This window comes from Paenibacillus sp. VTT E-133291 (genome assembly GCF_002264395.1).
GTDB lineage: Bacteria > Bacillota > Bacilli > Paenibacillales > Paenibacillaceae > Paenibacillus_AQ > Paenibacillus_AQ nitricinens.
This window is the reverse complement of the sequence record NZ_NFVA01000062.1, coordinates 1-17,677: the sequence shown is the minus strand read 5'-3', so window position 1 is coordinate 17,677 and position 17,677 is coordinate 1. Positions and strand designations below refer to the sequence as shown.

General features: G+C 45.1%; 20 protein-coding genes. 15 read left to right on the top strand and 5 right to left on the bottom strand.

All coding sequences use genetic code 11. From position 1 onward, the window contains the following. Window positions 1-44 precede the first annotated feature (44 nt). The 5 genes from CA598_RS21655 to CA598_RS21635 all read left to right on the top strand — a co-directional run bounded on the left by CA598_RS21655 (window position 45) and on the right by CA598_RS21635 (window position 4,279). Window positions 45-911 (top strand): CheR family methyltransferase, encoded by an 867-nt coding sequence (locus tag CA598_RS21655; RefSeq protein WP_094877861.1) that lies wholly within the window; start codon window positions 45-47, stop codon window positions 909-911. 21 nt (window positions 912-932) lie between these two features. Beyond that, window positions 933-2,603: a response regulator gene (locus CA598_RS21650; protein WP_094877860.1), complete on the top strand. Its 1,671-nt coding sequence runs from the start codon at window positions 933-935 to the stop codon at window positions 2,601-2,603. Between the two features lie 99 nt (window positions 2,604-2,702). Continuing rightward, window positions 2,703-3,041: an STAS domain-containing protein gene (locus tag CA598_RS21645; RefSeq protein WP_042131044.1), complete on the top strand. Its 339-nt coding sequence runs from the start codon at window positions 2,703-2,705 to the stop codon at window positions 3,039-3,041. 18 nt (window positions 3,042-3,059) lie between these two features. Next, entirely contained in the window at window positions 3,060-3,512 is a 453-nt protein-coding gene (rsbW, locus tag CA598_RS21640; RefSeq protein ID WP_094877859.1) for an anti-sigma B factor RsbW, read from the top strand. Further along, the gene (locus CA598_RS21635; protein ID WP_042131042.1) at window positions 3,509-4,279 is read left to right on the top strand and encodes a sigma-70 family RNA polymerase sigma factor; all 771 of its coding nucleotides are present in this window, start codon (window positions 3,509-3,511) and stop codon (window positions 4,277-4,279) included. The genes rsbW and CA598_RS21635 overlap by 4 nt, the downstream gene beginning before the upstream one ends. A gap of 207 nt (window positions 4,280-4,486) precedes the next feature. Here the strand turns inward: CA598_RS21635 and CA598_RS21630 are convergent, their stop codons facing one another. Together CA598_RS21630 and CA598_RS21625 are read right to left on the bottom strand one after the other, a co-directional pair. After that, window positions 4,487-4,819 (bottom strand): DUF5665 domain-containing protein, encoded by a 333-nt coding sequence (locus tag CA598_RS21630; RefSeq protein ID WP_042191847.1) that lies wholly within the window; start codon window positions 4,817-4,819, stop codon window positions 4,487-4,489. Between the two features lie 148 nt (window positions 4,820-4,967). After that, entirely contained in the window at window positions 4,968-5,477 is a 510-nt protein-coding gene (locus tag CA598_RS21625; protein WP_076285477.1) for a YtxH domain-containing protein, read from the bottom strand. A 440-nt stretch (window positions 5,478-5,917) separates the two neighbouring features. Between CA598_RS21625 and CA598_RS21620 the strand changes: the two genes are divergently transcribed. After that, window positions 5,918-6,922, top strand: coding sequence for an asparaginase (locus CA598_RS21620; protein WP_094877858.1), 1,005 nt, complete (start codon window positions 5,918-5,920; stop codon window positions 6,920-6,922). A gap of 76 nt (window positions 6,923-6,998) precedes the next feature. Here the strand turns inward: CA598_RS21620 and CA598_RS21615 are convergent, their stop codons facing one another. Further along, window positions 6,999-7,223, bottom strand: coding sequence for a DUF1128 domain-containing protein (locus CA598_RS21615; protein WP_042131036.1), 225 nt, complete (start codon window positions 7,221-7,223; stop codon window positions 6,999-7,001). A 144-nt stretch (window positions 7,224-7,367) separates the two neighbouring features. Between CA598_RS21615 and yyaC the strand changes: the two genes are divergently transcribed. The 6 genes from yyaC (at window position 7,368) to CA598_RS21585 (ending at window position 14,473) form a co-directional block, all read left to right on the top strand. Continuing rightward, window positions 7,368-7,895, top strand: coding sequence for a spore protease YyaC (yyaC, locus tag CA598_RS21610; protein WP_256990584.1), 528 nt, complete (start codon window positions 7,368-7,370; stop codon window positions 7,893-7,895). Window positions 7,896-7,985: 90 nt separating this feature from the next. Then, the gene (locus CA598_RS21605; RefSeq protein WP_094872433.1) at window positions 7,986-8,792 is read left to right on the top strand and encodes an alpha/beta fold hydrolase; all 807 of its coding nucleotides are present in this window, start codon (window positions 7,986-7,988) and stop codon (window positions 8,790-8,792) included. Window positions 8,793-9,021: 229 nt separating this feature from the next. Then, window positions 9,022-9,693: a DUF6483 family protein gene (locus tag CA598_RS21600; protein WP_094872432.1), complete on the top strand. Its 672-nt coding sequence runs from the start codon at window positions 9,022-9,024 to the stop codon at window positions 9,691-9,693. Next, window positions 9,693-10,499: a PhzF family phenazine biosynthesis protein gene (locus CA598_RS21595; protein WP_094877857.1), complete on the top strand. Its 807-nt coding sequence runs from the start codon at window positions 9,693-9,695 to the stop codon at window positions 10,497-10,499. The genes CA598_RS21600 and CA598_RS21595 overlap by 1 nt, the downstream gene beginning before the upstream one ends. Before the next feature lie 85 nt (window positions 10,500-10,584). Beyond that, complete coding sequence (locus CA598_RS21590) at window positions 10,585-11,775, top strand: class I SAM-dependent methyltransferase (protein WP_094877856.1); 1,191 nt, start codon at window positions 10,585-10,587, stop codon at window positions 11,773-11,775. A gap of 346 nt (window positions 11,776-12,121) precedes the next feature. Beyond that, on the top strand, window positions 12,122-14,473 hold the full coding sequence (locus CA598_RS21585) for an O-antigen ligase family protein (protein WP_256990583.1): 2,352 nt from the start codon (window positions 12,122-12,124) through the stop codon (window positions 14,471-14,473). Here CA598_RS21585 and CA598_RS21580 read toward each other — a convergent pair. Beyond that, window positions 14,462-15,115, bottom strand: coding sequence for an SdpI family protein (locus tag CA598_RS21580; protein ID WP_094877855.1), 654 nt, complete (start codon window positions 15,113-15,115; stop codon window positions 14,462-14,464). The two genes, CA598_RS21585 and CA598_RS21580, sit on opposite strands and share 12 nt — an antisense overlap. Window positions 15,116-15,117: 2 nt before the next feature. Then, entirely contained in the window at window positions 15,118-15,456 is a 339-nt protein-coding gene (locus CA598_RS21575) for an autorepressor SdpR family transcription factor (RefSeq protein ID WP_094877854.1), read from the bottom strand. 376 nt (window positions 15,457-15,832) lie between these two features. Here CA598_RS21575 and uptA point away from each other — a divergent pair, with 376 nt between their 5' ends. The 3 genes from uptA to CA598_RS21560 are packed head-to-tail and all read left to right on the top strand — an operon-like array spanning window position 15,833 to window position 17,645. Next, a complete protein-coding gene (gene uptA, locus CA598_RS21570; protein WP_094872424.1) occupies window positions 15,833-16,447 on the top strand; it encodes an undecaprenyl phosphate transporter UptA in 615 nt (204 codons plus the stop codon). Beyond that, window positions 16,444-17,010, top strand: a complete 567-nt coding sequence (locus CA598_RS21565) for a thioredoxin family protein (RefSeq protein WP_094877853.1) — start codon at window positions 16,444-16,446, stop codon at window positions 17,008-17,010. The genes uptA and CA598_RS21565 overlap by 4 nt, the downstream gene beginning before the upstream one ends. Before the next feature lie 5 nt (window positions 17,011-17,015). After that, window positions 17,016-17,645 (top strand): MBL fold metallo-hydrolase, encoded by a 630-nt coding sequence (locus CA598_RS21560; RefSeq protein WP_094877852.1) that lies wholly within the window; start codon window positions 17,016-17,018, stop codon window positions 17,643-17,645. The last annotated feature ends 32 nt before the right edge of the window (window positions 17,646-17,677 follow it).

Here is a 17,677-nt window from a genome sequence, read left to right as displayed (position 1 = left end):
ATTCTTCAAAAGTACGGCGTGTTGATAAGGGAGTCGGGATAACAATGAAAGCAATAGAACACGGATATGAAGAGCAACCCGTTCTGGCGGGAAGTGACGAACTGGAGCAAATTGAGATTGAGCTGCTTCTTGATGGGGTACACCGTTTATATGGCTATGATTTCCGGAATTATGCGTTGCCTTCATTAAGACGACGCATCTGGCATCATGTCCATGCGGAGAATGTACTCACCATATCCGCGCTGCAAGAGAAGGTTCTGCATGATCGGGCTTGTTTTGAACGATTTGTCTACAGTCTCTCTATTCCTGTGACTGAAATGTTCAGGGATCCGGGATTATTTCTAACTTTTCGCCAGAAGGTAGTTCCATTGTTAAGAACCTATCCCTATATTCGTATCTGGCATGCTGGATGTTCCACTGGGGAGGAAGTTTATTCCATGGCCATCCTGCTTCATGAAGAAGGGCTTTATGATAAGGCTCGAATTTATGCCACAGATATGAATGAGCGTTCTTTACAGCAGGCTAAGGAAGGCGTTTATGATATTAGCAGAATGAAGCAATATACTAAGAATTATTTGGAGGCAGGAGGTACTCGGGCATTCTCCGAATACTATACTGCAAAGTATAACTCGGTTATTCTACAGCCTTATTTACGCAAAAATATCATTTTTGCTGAGCATAATTTAGCTACTGACACTTCATTTAATGAATTTAATGTTATTTTCTGCCGAAATGTAATGATCTATTTCAATGATGAGCTTCGTGATCATGTTCACGGGTTGTTTCATGAAAGTCTAAGTCGCTTTGGAATCCTTGTTCTGGGCTCTAAGGAGTCCATTCACTTTACGAAATATAGCGATTGCTATGAATCTTTAGACAGAGTGGAGAAAATATACCGTAACATAAAATAACGCATGTGGGAGGGTGGTCCTATGGGGTTTCAAGAACCAATTCATATACTACTAGTAGACGACCGTCCTGAAAATTTGCTGGCGCTGGAGGCAGTGCTTGAGAGCCAGCATTACGAGCTAATTAAAGCTACCTCCGGTGAAGAAGCGTTGCGCTGTTTGTTAAGGTATGATTTTGCTGTCATTGTACTAGATGTACAGATGCCGGGTATGGATGGAATTGAAACTGCAAAATTGATCAAGGCCAGAGAGAAAACGAAGGAAATTCCGATTATTTTTATCTCTGCCAATAGCAAAGAAGCGGAGCATTTATTCGCTGGCTATTCGGCAGGGGCTATTGATTATATGGTCAAACCTTTCATTCCACAAATTTTGAACTCTAAGATACAAGGCTTTGTCGAAATGTACATCACGAGCAAGAAGCATCAGACTCAAACCATGCTGCTGCAGCAAAAGACGAAAGAACTGGAAATCATTAATAGTGAGCTTATCAAGGCAAAAGAAGAGGCGGAGATCGCCTCGAAAGCAAAGTCGGAATTTCTAGCCATGATGAGTCATGAAATTCGTACACCTATGAACGGCGTAGTTGGTATGATCGATCTATTAATGGAGACGGATCTTACTTCTGAGCAAAAGGAATATTCGGAGATCATTCGGAAAAGTGCGGACACGTTGATTACGGTAATTAACGACATTCTTGACTTTACTAAAATGGAATCCGGAAAAATGGAAGTTGAAGAGCACTTATTTGAACTTCGAAATTGTATTCAAGAGGTGTTCAGCCTCTTCTCGATAGAAGCGGGAAAGAAGAACCTGGAGCTCGCTTATTTTATTGATCAGAAATTGCCTCGGCTTTTATATGGGGATATGGCTCGTTTACGCCAAGTTCTAATTAACCTGATCGCTAATGCAGTTAAATTTACAAATCAAGGTGGGGTCTATCTAGTCGCCTCGATCAAGAGCGTTGCGGATCATAAGATGGAAGTTGAATTCACAATTATGGATACGGGGATTGGTATTTCTCCGGAGAAATGTGACCGATTATTTGAGCCCTTTTCGCAGCTTGATTCTTCCATGACACGGAAATATGGGGGAACAGGTCTGGGATTAGCTATATGTAAATCTCTTGTCGGAATGATGGGCGGAGAAATTCGGGTAGAATCGATGGAGCAAAAAGGAGCTACTTTTATCTTTACGATTCAGGCATCCATGCCAGGAGAAGATTTGATAGGCGGATATCAAGAAGAGGAATCCACGCATCTTGTTCCCAATCAAGAGGGGAGAAGTAGAATCCTTGTTGTGGATGACCATCCGATTAATCAGCGTCTAATGGTCAGCATGCTGGATAAGCTAGGCTATGCGGCCGATATGGCTGAAGATGGTCAACAGGCTGTGGAGATGGCGATTAAACGTCCTTATGATTTTATCTTTATGGACCTTCAAATGCCAGTGATGGATGGCTTGGAGGCAACCGCTCAAATTCGTCGAGAGGGCGGTCCTGCTGCCGAGAAGACCGTTATCATTGCAATGACGGCGAACGTCATGGAAGGGATTCAGAATCGCTGTAAGGCCTCTGGAATGGATGATTACATCAGCAAACCGCTGAAGATGAGTAGTATAAAACAAATTATTTCTCGATATTCTAGCAACGACAATGTATTAGTAGAACCTGATATATCTATTTTCCAAGCGTAATCTAGTATTTACCAATTCGATTTTTTAACGTTTTCTGATTCAAAGGTATATCATTAAGGTTATTAATATAGAAAATATTTGTTCAGGAGAGATCGTCTAATGAATACGCATAAAAGTAACAAGTTCCATGCTAAGACAGAAACCAAAGGGAATGTATGCACAGTTTTCCTGAGTGGTGAACTTGATTTATCAGTGGCTTCCGATTTCCGCCTGGTTATGGAGCCACTTGTGGGAGATACCAAACTAGATTTAGTTATTAATCTAAAAGAATTAAAATACATCGATAGCACAGGGATTGGTATTCTACTTTCGATCCTGAAATCAAGACAAGGAATGGACGTTAAGTTTATGGTTGAGGATGTTCCTCCACAAATTCAGAAGCTGTTTGACATGACTGGTATTTCCAAGTTTTTTGCCTCCCAAGAGAATTCCCACTAGGAAAGGATAGAACAAAGAATGAGTGATGATGTGCAAAAAGTAATTCTTCAGTTGCCTGCTAGCGCAGAGTATGTGGATATTGTTAGGTTGAATTTATACGGCATTGCCTCGAAAATGGGTTTCACCTATGAGGATATAGAAGACATGAAAGTGGCAGTGTCAGAGGCGTGTAACAATTCAGTATTATATGCTTATGGCCAAAAAGACGGAATAGTAGATGTTATTTTTGAGGTAGAGGAAAGCTCCTTATCCATTACAGTCAAAGACGAAGGGGAGAGCTTTGACGGCTTGGACAAGTCTAATGAACGTATGACACTGCACGATAAGGAGTTAAGTGACGTTCAGGTTGGCGGGTTAGGGTTCTACTTAATGCAAGCGTTGATGGATGACGTTAGTGTCGTAAGTGAAGCCGGAAAAGGGACGGTGGTAACTTTGAAGAAGCACCTTAATTTTAGCGAGGAGAAAGTATGAGTGACAAAGTGACTCCCCCCGAGTCCATGAATGAAGCAGTCACCCAAATTTGGGAGTATCAGCAGACCAAGGATAACGATCAGGCGACGTTGCTGATACAGAAATATGAGCCTATGGTAAAAATGGCTGCTGGGAAAATTTCCCGTAATCGCCCCGACTTGTATGAGGATTTATATCAGGTCGGGCAAATGGCGCTCATCCGGTTACTGCAGCAATATGATATCAGTCTCGGAATCCCTTTTGAGCCCTATGCGATGAAAAGCATGATTGGACATATGAAGAATTATTTGCGTGATAAATCTTGGTACATACAGGTTCCTAGACGGATTAAAGAAAAAGGAGCGCTTGTTCAACACGCGATTGATGAACTTACAGTGAAGCTTGAGCGTTCTCCTGCGGTCGATGAGATCGCTCATTATCTTGATCTGTCTGTTGAAGAAACTGTAGAAGTACTGGCAGGCAGAGAATGTTACCATTACGTATCTCTGGATTCACCGCTTTCCCAAGAGGAGACTGGAGCTACGCTAGGGGAGCTTATCAGCTCTGATGCGAACGATTACGAGACTGTAGAGAAACGAATGGATCTGCAGCAAGCACTAGGACAATTGAAGGAGCAAGAGCAGCAGGTGTTATTGCTAGCCTTCCAAGATGGTCAATCCCAGCGGGCAATCGCTCAGAAGCTGGGGGTTTCACAGATGAGCGTTTCACGGATACAGAAGCGGGCCACTGAGAAGTTAAAGCAGATTATGGCCAACTCATCCTATTGAGCTCCTTTATGTGTAATATACATTACCTGGATTTGAATTTTACTGTTCGACGATAAGGACATGCCTCTCTCCGTGCCTGGAGAATAGCATGTCCTTTATTTGTGTTCTACAAAGCCCTTACCCCGCTTGTCCGGCTAACCTTGAAGGATTAGACGGACAAGCGGGGTAAGGGGAGCGGTGATAGATGGGTGATAGATAGCCCAGTTGTTAGCTGTTCGCATCGATGTATTTTTTGATCTCACCAAGGTACTCACCGATCACGGGAACATCAAGAAATAGGCTGAGAATGTAACCCAGAACACCAAGGACTACGAACGTTCCGAGAGATAATCCCAGACCTCGGGATATACCGGCCATTAAGTTTGTGATAATTCTTTTTTTTGGATCTGAGTAGTTATCGAGGATGTCCTTAAATTCTGATTTTTCTAGGGAGTCAGCAATCTTATCCAGGCGATTGTTTAAACGTTTGACCTCATGGCGTAATTCGAAAGGATGTTCATCAATTTCATATGCTTTGGTTTGGCTATTTGATTCTCCCATGGAGCACCCTGCTTTCTGTAGCCCGAACGGGCATTTATTAAGGATCTATTCAGTCAGATGAATCTTTATAGAGGGTATAACTAAACAACAGCCAGCTGCGGACAGCTGGCTGTTGTCGGATGAAATGATAGCTGTATTATGCCGCAGATTAGTAACTGGATTTATAGGAGGATTTAACATCCTCTTTTGCATCTTTAGCCTCATCGGCGACTTCTTTAGAGGATGCTTTGGCTTCGTCAGCCACTTCTTTAGAAGCGTCTTTCACATCAGAGGCTACATTATTTGAGGCTTCACTTACAGTGTCACCAATTTTGCTGCCTGCGTCTTGAAGGGTAGCGGCAATTTGCTGCTTGCTGTCACTGACAGTTGTGTAGATATCAGAGGCTTTGACTGAAACCGTACTAGCCAGATCGGTTGCTTTTTCACCTACCGTTGTGGCAATGGCTTTGGTTTTGTCAGTTACGACGCCAGCCACTTCTTTGGTTTTGTCAGTAGCAAGCGTAAGTTTATCAGACAGATCACTACGCATTTCACGGCCAGGCTTTGGTGCAAATAACAGGGCTGCGGCAGCACCTATTAAGCTACCAATAAAGATGCCTTTGAAAAAGTTGCTTCCGTTTTCTACTTCATGCTCTACTTTATGTTCTACGTTACTCATCACCAATCACTCCTTATAAGTTATCTTACTTCGTATTTAAACTTTGGCGTATAGGCTGAAACAATTGATGAATAAGGGGACGATGGCGAGAGTCACTTGTTCTAGACTATTTATTAACAGCTTGGAATACCACATAGAACGAATTCGGGCAGATTGAGATGTAGTAATTTTTCAGAAAAGCAAGAATCTGAGGAGGCGTCACTCTGGATTTATTGCTGATGGAATTGTTTTTGTGTGGTTTCTAAAATCTTCTTGGTGTGGAGAGGATTGAAGAATGATGAAAATAGGAGTAGAATTCCTCATGGAACTAACACTTAAGGGAGTTTGTGATGTACAAAAAATCCCCGGAGCACGGGGTTATTTTCTAGCATTTATTAAATGTAGAATTCTAATAAATCCTTGTGGGTTATAGAGCAGCAAGAGAAAAGAGGAGAGTTACCATGGAAACAGTATTAGTACGAGAATACCGGTCGGATTTGCTGGAATGTGTTCATAGTGGACATATTGCTATCGTAGGAGAAAATGGGAACGTAAAGGGCTATGCAGGTGATCCTGAATTTGTATCCTTTACCCGTTCTGCAGCCAAGCCGCTTCAGGCTATCCCGGGCATTCGTGGAGGAATCGTGGAGCATTATGGTTTTACACCTGCTGAGGTTGCTCTAATGACTGCTTCACACCGAGGAGAAAGCTATCATGTTGCCGCGTTAGAGAGTATTTCCTCCAAGATTGGCATCGATGAGCAGCAAATGATATGTGCCACTAGCTATCCACTGGATTATACGAGTAGAGAGAATGCCATTCGCGGCGCGGGCAAAAGAAAGTTCTATCATAACTGTGCGGGCAAGCATATGGGGATTTTATCGTATAGTAAGCTCAAAGGACTGCCACTTGAAGAATACGCCCAGCCGGAGCAAACGGTTCAGCGTGAGATTATAGATACGATTGCTTATATGGCTGGTGTGGCTCCAGACAGTATTGGCCTAGGTACGGACGGATGCGGTCTGCCGGTATTTGCCATGCCTTTGACCGCCTTGGCGACTGCATATTTGAAATTAGCGAATCCTGATTTAATTGCTGACGAGACAACTCGCAAAGCGGTCACTACGATCACTGCGGCCATGAATGCTCATCCGGAGATGGTTTCTGGGTCTGGACGCCTTGATTCAATCCTTTTGGAAGATGAAAATATTATTGCTAAGGGTGGATTTAAGGGTGTATATTGCTTCGGGTTGCGCCGCGAGCGACTGGGCATCGCCTTCAAGATTCTGGATGGATCAGAAGAAGAGTGGGGACTTATTGTACAGGGGATTTTAAATCAGATTGGATACAGTCAGAAAAATACTTTGGAAAAGCTGCGTAATGCATTTTCAGGTGTGATCTACAATGATGGTGGTACACGGGTAGGTCATGCAGATACTGATTTCCAGCTTCATTTCATGAAATAGGAACTTACAAAAGAGCCCCTCGCTGCGCATCCATCTCGGATACGCAGTGAGGGGCTCTTTTGTAAACGAAGAACAATTATTTCTGACGCAGACGGCCGAGTTCGGAGACGAGCGCTTCCACCTGAGAAATACTGAGTCTATCGCTGCTCATAGCTACCTCATAAACATCGAAGATATCTTCATATTTATCTACTGAAAAAGCGGAGGCTTGCATTGCAGCAGCACTTGCCATCTTCAGTTTGTTCTTGATGGCCTCGATCATATATTCAACATTTTCCTGACTAGGTTGTGTTAAATCCATAGGGTTATTAACATCCTCTCTGTATACTGATTCATGTATTTTACCATGATTGTGAGCTTGATCACCATTTTTTTGTCGGACTCACAGAAATCATGTTAAATTAAAGGCATGAAATCAAGAATATCATCGGAGGGAGGAAAGGTATTGGCAATTAGAGAACAGGGAAGCGGTAAACGAAGCAAAAGGGACGAAGTAGGATTGGTGTCCTTTTTTATGGAAATTGCAGCGCTGCATGCAGCGAAGAAAGTCACGTTTCTGTGTATCGGAACGGATCGATCTACAGGTGACGCTCTCGGTCCACTAACAGGCAGTAAACTTCTGGAATATGGTTTTCCGCACGTAATCGGGACGTTGCCATCTCCTTGCGATGCGGATAATTTGGTGGCCAGAGTCGCTGAGATTCCATCTGAGCATACCATTATTGCTGTGGATGCTTGCCTAGGACCTCCAATAGCTCTTGGATGTTACTTTGTTTCGAATGAGCCGCTTCAGCCAGCACAATCGGTGGGGGTATGCCTTCCAGCAGTGGGGCACTATAGCTTGGCGGCGATTGTAGATATCAACGGTCCAAAGCCCTATCGGACGCTGCAGACGACTCCACTACATAGAGTTATGGTTATGGCTGAACAAATTGCCGCCGCAGCAGCAAAAGGGTTTGGAATTGGGCGTTAAGAATCGGATGCCGGTTTCAAGGAGAGCTGTTTTGCTTAATAATAGATATTAGTTAATATATCTTAGTATTTTGGAAAGAGGGAAGCAGCCATGGAAAGAGTACGTTGTGACGGAAGCAATATTTGCTACAGTGATCAGGGGAAAGGCGAGGTTATTGTATTATTGCATGGCTTTTGTGGAAGTGCTGAATACTGGGAACAAGTCATTCCCATCTTAAGCAGCGACTACCGAGTGATTGCTCCCGATTTACGTGGTCATGGAGCTTCAGAGGCTCCACTAGGCCCCTATACGATTGAACAAATGGCAGACGATGTTCTGGGCTTGTTAGATATACTAGAAATTTCTGAATGCACCATGCTGGGACATTCACTTGGCGGATATATTACACTTTCGTTCGCGCAGCGGTATGCCTCTCGATTGAAGGGCTTCGGATTAATCCATTCTACTGCATATCCGGATAGTGAAGAAGCACGGGAGAATCGATTGAAAAGTGTCAGCAGAATTCAAAATGAAGGCATTACTCCTTTTGTGGACAGCTTCGTCCCAGGAATTTTTGCTAAAGCAACTGCTTCTGCATCACCGCATCTGCTGGAGCGAGCCAAAGAAATTGGTTACAAAACTCCTCCACAAGGAGCAGCGGGAGCTGCACTGGCGATGCGCGAGCGTCCGGATCGACGTGATGTGATCACAGCTACCACGTTGCCGGTACTACTTGTGGCTGGCGAGCAGGATGGACTGATTCCTGCGGAACGCACCTTTACTTCGGATAAACCAAATATAACGCAAGCTATGATTTCTGGAGCGGGCCACATGAGCCTCTTTGAAGCTCCTGAACGGTTAGCTGAGGTTATCAGGGAATTCACCCAAGCTACGGTTAATATTAACAGTCATTCATGATCGCTGAAAAATAATTCAAAAAGAGGCAGCTCCGCGTCAAAGTAACTGGCGTGGGCTGCCTCTTTTACATGGAGACTACTGAAATTTGCAGATGGATGGAACAATCTTCTTTCTCTACAAGCTCATAAGTGGCATAGCGAAGTGCAATGGTTTAAGATAAATGAATAGCACACATGAAATAGCTAGATACAAAAGATTTACAGTTCCAGAATGGAAAAGGGGGAAGTTCATGTTCCGAAGAGACTATATTGTCCGAATGATCGAAGATATGACGGCGATGGTTGCCAAGGTTCTAACGCTAAAGCAAGAGCGGAAGACAACGGAAGCCTTATGGGAAATTGATGAGCTATTGAACCGTCATTTTCCGCTGAACTCACGTCTTTTAAATTCACTATCAGTAGAAGATATTATAGATATGTTCCGGTTTAACGGTGTATTGGAGTCAGATAAGCTTCAAGGTGTAGCCAAGCTGCTTAAGGAAGAGGGCAGCATTTATGCTGCAAATGGCGATCATGACGCGGCACTATTTAGAAGTATGAGAGCACTGCACTTATATTTGTACGCAGATTTGCACGGAGCTGATCGAGAAATACTGCAGATGACAGAGGATATTGATGAACTTTTGGAGGAAGTCAAAGCGTATCGTCTTCCAGCCAAGACGGAACGGCTGCTTCTAGTTTATATGGAGTCTATCGGACATTATAGTAAAGCGGAGGACGGTCTTTACCGACTATGGGAGCAGGGGGAAGATGTCTCACTGGAGGGTGATGAACTGTACAGACGGCTGCTGCTTAAATCACCGGAAGAATTGGAACAAGGCTTGCTCCCTATCCATGAAGTGGAACAAGGATGGAAAGAGTGGCACCGGATCACAGAAGTTCGGAGGGAGTCGGAAGCCTAATGAATACCCCTTTATTTATTATCGATGCCTTTGCAGGAAAAGCATATTCAGGAAACGCGGCAGCAGTATGCTTGCTGAGGCATCCAGTCGACGAGGCATTTATGCTGAAGACAGCAGCAGAAATGAACTTGTCAGAGACGGCATTTCTCTGGCCGGAGACTGATGGATATCGCCTGCGCTGGTTCACGCCCAAGGTTGAGGTTGATTTATGTGGCCATGCTACTCTAGCAAGTGCACATATATTATGGGAGTTGGGATTGCTGGATCCAGATGTGGAAGCTAGATTTTATACACGCAGTGGGTTGCTTAGAGCTTCTCGTGCGGATGATCTGATCTCACTGTACTTCCCGCCTTATGAGCTTAAGTCTTCTCCTACAATTCCGGCTCTTATAGAAGCACTTGGTATTTCAGAAGCAAATGTGGTAGAAACTATGCTATATGCTGACAATGTACTTGTACGGCTCGATCAGGAATCCCTAGTTCGCGAACTTAGCCCAGACTTCGGGGCTTTATCCCGGCTTGAAGAGAGAGCCTTTGCGGTTACTGCAGAAAGCTCCACCGAAGGCATAGATTGTGTGTCACGGTTTTTTGCACCGAAGATGGGGGTAAATGAGGATCCGGTCACGGGCTCAGCGCATACTGCGCTAGCACCTTTCTGGGCTAGTCGACTTAACCGTACGCAGTTGACTGCTTATCAAGCTTCCGAACGAGGAGGCTTGCTTCAACTTGAGGTAAGCAAAGATCAGATTAAGATGTCTGGCCGAGCAATAACTATTGTTAGTGGAGAGCTGCAGGTGAAGCCCTGATAGGATAACTCTTATAGAGCCGTGATATAATGGAACGATGTTGGTTAGGAGACATAGAATCTCCATTTTTAATCCCGAAAGTGAGATGTGCGTTGTGGAATCTTTAAAAGCTCTTATTGAACAACTGATTAATGACCGTACCTTGATTATGGCTACCTTAAGCCAAGTGCGTAACAAAGGGGAGACCTGTACGAAGGTACAGATTAAACCTGTCGAACTAAAAGGTAAGTTGCATTATCAGTTTGCGTCCTATATTGGTACAAAGGTTGAACATCGCAATGTACCGGCAGAATTAGCAGCGGAGGAAATGACCCTTTTATTTAGAGAATCATATCGCCAAGGCTTGTTATGCACGGTGGAAGCGGATTATCAGGTACTGATTAGCAAGAAATTCAAAGTATCTATCCTTACCAAGTCTCCAAGTAAAAAAGAAGAGCCGGATCTAGCACACAACCGGCGCAAGCGCTATGTGCTGGAGGATGGAGAACCTGTGCCATTTCTTGTGGAGCTTGGCATAATGAACAGAGAAGGAAAAGTGCTGGCCAAGCGATACGATAAGTTCCGGCAGATCAACCGTTTCTTGGAGATGGTTGAGGATGTGCTTGCCGATCTGCCAACTGGACGGCCATTAACGATTGTTGATTTTGGCTGTGGTAAATCGTATTTGACCTTTGCTCTTTATCACTACCTGACCGTCCGCAAGAAGCGGGAGCTTAATATTATTGGACTTGATTTGAAAGCAGATGTAATTGAGCATTGTAATGAGCTTGCTACGAAAATCGGTTATGATCACCTGAAGTTCCTTGTGGGTGACATTGCCGAGTACGATGAGCTGGATCAGGTAGATATGGTTATAACGCTTCATGCTTGTGACACAGCTACAGATGCTGCACTCGAAAAAGCAGTACGTTGGGGCGCCTCCGTCATTTTGTCTGTGCCTTGCTGTCAGCATGAATTGTTCGCTCAGATTGAGAATGAAGTAATGAGTCCGTTGCTTTCACATGGGATACTTAAGGAGCGTTTCTCTGCCTTGGCTACGGATGCTATCCGTGCCAAATTGCTCGATATGATGGGTTATAGCAGCCAGCTGCTGGAATTCATCGACCTGGAGAATACACCGAAGAATATTTTAATCCGTGCCGTTAAAAGCTCGGGTGGTGATAACTCCGTCAAATGGCGTGAATACACCGCCTTCCGTGATTTTATAGGGGCGAAACCTTACCTTGAGCGCGTATGTGCGGACCTGCTTCCGAGTGGAAGTTCGGTGGAGGGGTAGCGCGACGTTTGAGGAGCGGTACATTGGTTTAGTTGTATTTTGTGCAGCTAAATATGCTCTGAAGTTGCTTTACTGTGAATTAGTTGCACTCTGTACAATTAATAACGATCAATTCTCTCCATCTGGCGGGATTTTCGAAAAATAGTTGTATATTATGCAATTACATTAGGACGCAGTAGCGAAGATCAGAGGTTAGTTGTACTTTTTGCAACTATAAATCTTTTTTGATGAGAATTGGGACGGTACAGCTCCTTCGTGGAGAGGTATCGTCCTTTTTGCATTCTAGTTTTGCGAAGGGGAAATGTGGAAAGGATAGAGATAACTTAACGAATATAGGGGTATCTAAATGGGGAGCGTTAACAGAGAGCGGAATCCGGATTCAATAATCGTATATTTTAGTGCAGCCTTAGTCATCGCAGCCGGAGTAGGAGCTTGTTTGCTGCGTGGATTTTTTTTTACAGAGGAGATGTACCTCTTTCTGACCCTATGGTTTGTGATGTGTTCTGCTGTTTTGCTTTATTTGTACATTGGCGTAAGCAATAGGAGAAGCAGCTTAGGGGGAGCAAGTGGAGTAAGTAGAGCTTTGAAAATAATGTTGGCTGCACCCTTAATAGTTCTATCACTCTATCTGATTCATTCGCTAAGAGAACCCCTTTCGGCACAGGGAACAATGAATGAAATATTACGGTGGGGCTTGTATGCTAGCTTTGCATTTTTGGTTTGTTTTTGTGCGTTGAATCGGGTGGGGCGTCAGCTTATCATTGCCGCATGGACTATATTGGGCATGTTCTTAAGCATAAGTGCTTTGCTGGCAGTGTGCGGGGTACTAGAGTTACCTTTCGCTGTAGCCTACAGCAATTCACCGGAAGTAAGCATCACTGGTGCCAGATTAGCAGGAGTGATGGAATATCCTAATGCTTTTGGTGCTCTGATGGCTGTTTTTCTATTGGAGCGGTTGTTTGCTGTCGCTGCTTATTATGAAAGACCTCAGAAGAGTGTGAGGATGTCGCCAGCAGGAGGTTGCGGTGTTGGGCGAGAGTCTGAAAAGACAGGGATAGAGTATACCGGGTTGGGATATGGGAGTGAGTGCGTAGAAGAGGAGCGTGGGAGTGAAAAGGTAAGCGTAAATGTAGGAGTGGAGCGGCGAGAAGCGGGAAGCACGGCCGCCGCGCTGCTGCGCTTGCTGCCGCTGTTCCCGTACGCCGCCGCGCTGCTCCTCAGCGAGTCGCGCGGCGCGTGGCTGACGGCGGCTTGTGCCTGCACCGCCGTCTTGCTCTGGAAGCGGCAGCTCATCGCGCCGCTTCTTACCGCTGGCGCCGCGTCCGTGGTCGCCGCGGCGCTGCTCTACCGCCAACTTGCCCGTGCCGGGTTGGCGGTAGAGCCTCTGCCCGGCCTGCTGTGGCTGGCCGGGCTTTGGGCCGGCGCGTGTCTAGCCGGCCTATGGCTGTGCCGCAGCCAGCGCAGCGCGGCGGGCAGTGCCCGAGCCGCCATGCTGGCATTGGCGGCGGCAGGTTGGACGGCGGCGGGCACCGCCGTCCTCCTGCACGTGCGCGAGCGGATCACCGGACCGTCAACGACGGTATCCGCGCGTGGTCTGTTCTACCGCGACGCCTGGCGGCTGGCGGTAGAGGCACCTTGGCTGGGGCGCGGGGGCGAGACTTGGCGGAGTTCATATCTCGCCGCCCAATCCCGCCCTTATGTTGGCAGCCAAGTGCATAGCGGTTATCTCGACATCCTGTTGAACCTAGGATTTGTCGGCCTCGCAGCCATACTGTTAATGCTGCTGGCAGCAGGCTGGTTGCTGGCTAAGAGATCGCTGCGTCTCTTGCCGCCATTTTTGGTTATCGTTTTGCATAGCGCAGTCGATTTTGACTGGAGCTACGGATTAATCTGGCTGCTGCTTTTTTGGCTGCCAGCACTTGCCCTGTCTGAATATGAGCAGAAACATCAATCTGTGAATACCCGCTTTACGTCCATAAGTTTGTTCACCACTCATTTCGGACCCGTGACTCCACCGCCAACTCAATCGACGTCCGCGAGCCCACAGTCAACTCACCTCGAGTCCGCGACCTCGCCTAAACTCGCCCATCCATATCCCCGCCGACTATTCATCACTGCCGCCTGCTCCCTTTATCTCATGCTATCTGTATTGTCCCTTCATGCCGCACAAGGAGAGAGGTACTACAGGCAAGCAGTTCAGACGGTTGATTCCTCGGTGAAGATAGATATGCTACAGCAATCGCTAACGTGGAATCCCCGGTCTCCTAGAACAGCGGTAGAATTATCCAGGCTGCTTACGGGTGAACAAAGCGTGAGTATACTCCAGCAGAGTTTGCAATATTCTCCGGAGAATGCAAGTTTAAACTGGGAAATGGCTGGGCGATGGATGTACAGTGATGATCCGGGAGCTGCATTATATTGGATACGTCGAAGTATTCAGCTTGATAAATACAACTCTGTGAAGTGGGTCAAAGGGATTGAAGGCATGCTTATGATGGGCCGAAAAAAGTTAGCGGAAGGGAATCGAGTGGAGGCTATAAACTGTTTTGCCTCAGGAAATGAGCTTTTGCGGCAGTATAGAGTGTTGGCAGACTACGAGGCTGGAAAAGGTGAGCAGCATAATGATCGAAAGTTCCAAATGACAGAACAAGCCGACGACCTGAGTCGGCGGCTTAGGGGATTAGCTTCACGATTTTAACTGACGCGAAATGATCCAAGAGTACAGAACGGGAACGATAATAGCAAGCACAAGTGCCGTAATAATAAGGACCTGAGACAAGATTCCGCTCCAAAAGGCTCCTCCAAAAATGAGCAACCCACCGATCATCCACATTCTTCCCGAGAGACGATGTGTTTTTCGCCACACCTCTGGGCTGGAAAGTGTCCATGCTGTACGAACACCGAACAAATAATTATCTTTTATCTGTGGCATGAAGTTGCCGAGCGCAATAAACATCACTCCGACGGCTCCTATAGCAATTTTGCCCACGTTAATATCTTTTCCCAATCCGTAAGCAACTGTGAGCACAAGCATGAGATTAAAAAGCACCCCAATAGTGAGTCTGCTCATGGCATAAGCATTTTCGAACTTCTTGTAATTTTCTCGCTTAGGGTCGATGCTGCGTGTGAACTGCAATATCAGGGGGAGCACAATGCCCAGAATACCCCACATGGGAATAGCTATGTTTTTATCCCAATAGCGGTTGACCTTGCCGGTAATTCCGAACTGGGCAGGCAACTCTTGCGGCAGCTTACCGTAATTGATTAAAGCATAAGCTAGTGAAGCTAAACCTAATATTACAATTAGTGTATCTTGCCATCTCCATTTAAAATCCTTCATCGTCAATCAGCCTCCTTCTCAGAATCAATATTCTGACGGCTTTGCTTTCCGTCCAAAGCTTTAATTTCCGTCTCCGTTTGCTTTCCTGTACCTGTTAGCTCGAGCAGCCAGCCAAGAACCTCTTCCAGAACCGTCGTATTTAAGGAATACACAATGAATTGACCTTTTCGTTCATCCTGTACGAGATCGGCATGCTTCAGAGCATTCAGATGGTGAGAAATACTTGGTTTAGACATGTTGAAGAAATCGGCGATTTCACCTGCGGTGCGGTCTTTTTCCCTTAGTAACCGAATGATTTGGCGACGGGTAGGGTCAGCTAGTGCTTTGAAAGACTCATTCATATGCCACCAGCCTTTCGATATTTAGGTAATTATCTAAATATATAATAATCCTTCGTATTCTTATCTGTCAATGTGTACCTTCCTCATTTTGGGGTTAATCAGATGGTTCCAACTCTTTTTAAGAGAGGATCGAAATAGGGTGACGGCCTTGTTCCTGTAAGTAGAAGTGATAAGGTTGCTTGTGCTAGAATAGGCTAAGAGAAACTGGAAAAAAAGCAGAGCGGCAAAGCTTCTATAAATATAAGAAAATAAAAGTTTAGTATCTATACTTTATTTCTTATATTTCTCGCTTAAACGTCTAGCGTCTTTATAGTCGTCAAAGATGTTTATGTTTGATACATAGCCATATTCTGCAGAAAATGGAGGAGGAGCACGGTTGCATATTATTTCTGATCTGATCTCAACATTGTTTGAATGGATTCAAAGTCTTGGTTATTTTGGGATTATGATCGGACTTATGATTGAAGTCATCCCGAGTGAAATCGTACTGGCTTTCGGTGGCTTTTTAGTATGGAATGGAGATATTAATTTTTTTGGTGCCGTATTATTCGGTACGATCGGCGGAGTCATTGCACAGATTTTTGTATATTGGATTGGTCGTTACGGTGGCAGACCTTTTCTCGAGAAATACGGCAAATATATTTTTATTCAAAAGAAGCATATTGACCATTCGGAAGAGTGGTTCAATAAATACGGGACGGGCGTAATCTTTACAGCACGTTTTATTCCCATTGTTCGCCATGCCATTTCTGTTCCAGCGGGTATTTCTCGTATGCCTTTAGGTAAGTTTACTTTGTTGACTACGCTTGCTGTTATTCCATGGAGTGCATTGTTTGTATATCTGGGGATGACCTTGGGGAATAAATGGGAAGATATTGACCAAGTAGCCGCTAAGTATACCAACGAAATTATTCTTGTAGCGATCGCTCTGATCATCATTTACTTTGTGTTTAAATGGTACAAATCCAAGAAAAAGGGGACTACAAAATGAAGCAGAATGTAGCTCAAAAGTTTGGAAAAGGCCTAACACCGCGCCAATTCGTAGAAAGTATGACGAAGAACCAACAGGCCTTTGAATCCTGGTATGAGAAGTTTACTTGGGAAGATGAGAACGATAAGGAATATTTCGAAAGTCTGAACCACCGAGACGATTTGCGGGTACTAATCCTGGCAGCGGATTGGTGTGGAGACGTAGTACGCAACATTCCTGCTGTATTCCGTATTCTGGAGACGGCGGGTATGAAGACAGAGGTATTCATTTTGGAAGAGAATCTGGATCTTATGGATAATTTCTTGACCATGGGTGGAAGATCTGTACCCGTCGTGATTTTTGCGGACACTGGCGGATATGTGCTCGGACATTGGGGTCCTAGACCAGAGCATGTGCAGAGTATAATGAGAGAGTTCAAACGTGAGAATCCTGATCGTGAGGCCGCTGATTACGACAGCAAAATCGCAGAAGCACGTACAGCAATGGGGCAAGCTTATGGGGAAGGAACGGAATATCAGACAGTGATTGCCAAAGAACTGCGTAGTCTGATTTCCGGATTCTAGGGCAGATGCTAAATATTCGTTCATTTAATCTGGGTCCGCTTCAGACGAATGCCTACTTACTGACAGGTGCGGATCCTGCGAAGGGTATCATCATAGATCCCGGTATGAATCCTGCTGCGTTAGTGCGGAGTATCGAAGGAATGGAAATCGAAGCTATTTTGTTAACACATGCACATTTTGATCATATGGGCGGTGTGGATGAAATTCGTAAAGCTAAGAAATGTCCTGTTTATTTACATCCACTTGAAAGTGAATGGCTAAGCAGCCCCAAGCTGAACGGTTCACTAATGTGGTCGGAGGTGTCACCTCCTCTAGCTACAGATCCTGCGGAATATGATCTGGCAGAAGGGCAAGTTCTGCAGTTCATTGGACACACTTTCCGTGTATACCATACACCTGGTCACTCTCCAGGCAGTGTAAGTTTCCTTTGTGGAAATGATCTATTCTCCGGAGATGTACTCTTTAAAATGGGAGTTGGACGTACAGATTTGCCTGGTGGTAGGGAACGAGATCTGTTTGATTCTATTCGTGGCAAGCTATACAAAATGGATGATGAAGTGAAGGTTTATCCAGGACATGGTCCACGGACAACTATTGGATTTGAAAAGATTCGCAACCCTTATGTTCAAATATAAGGAAGTATAAGTTTTGCACCTATACTTTATGT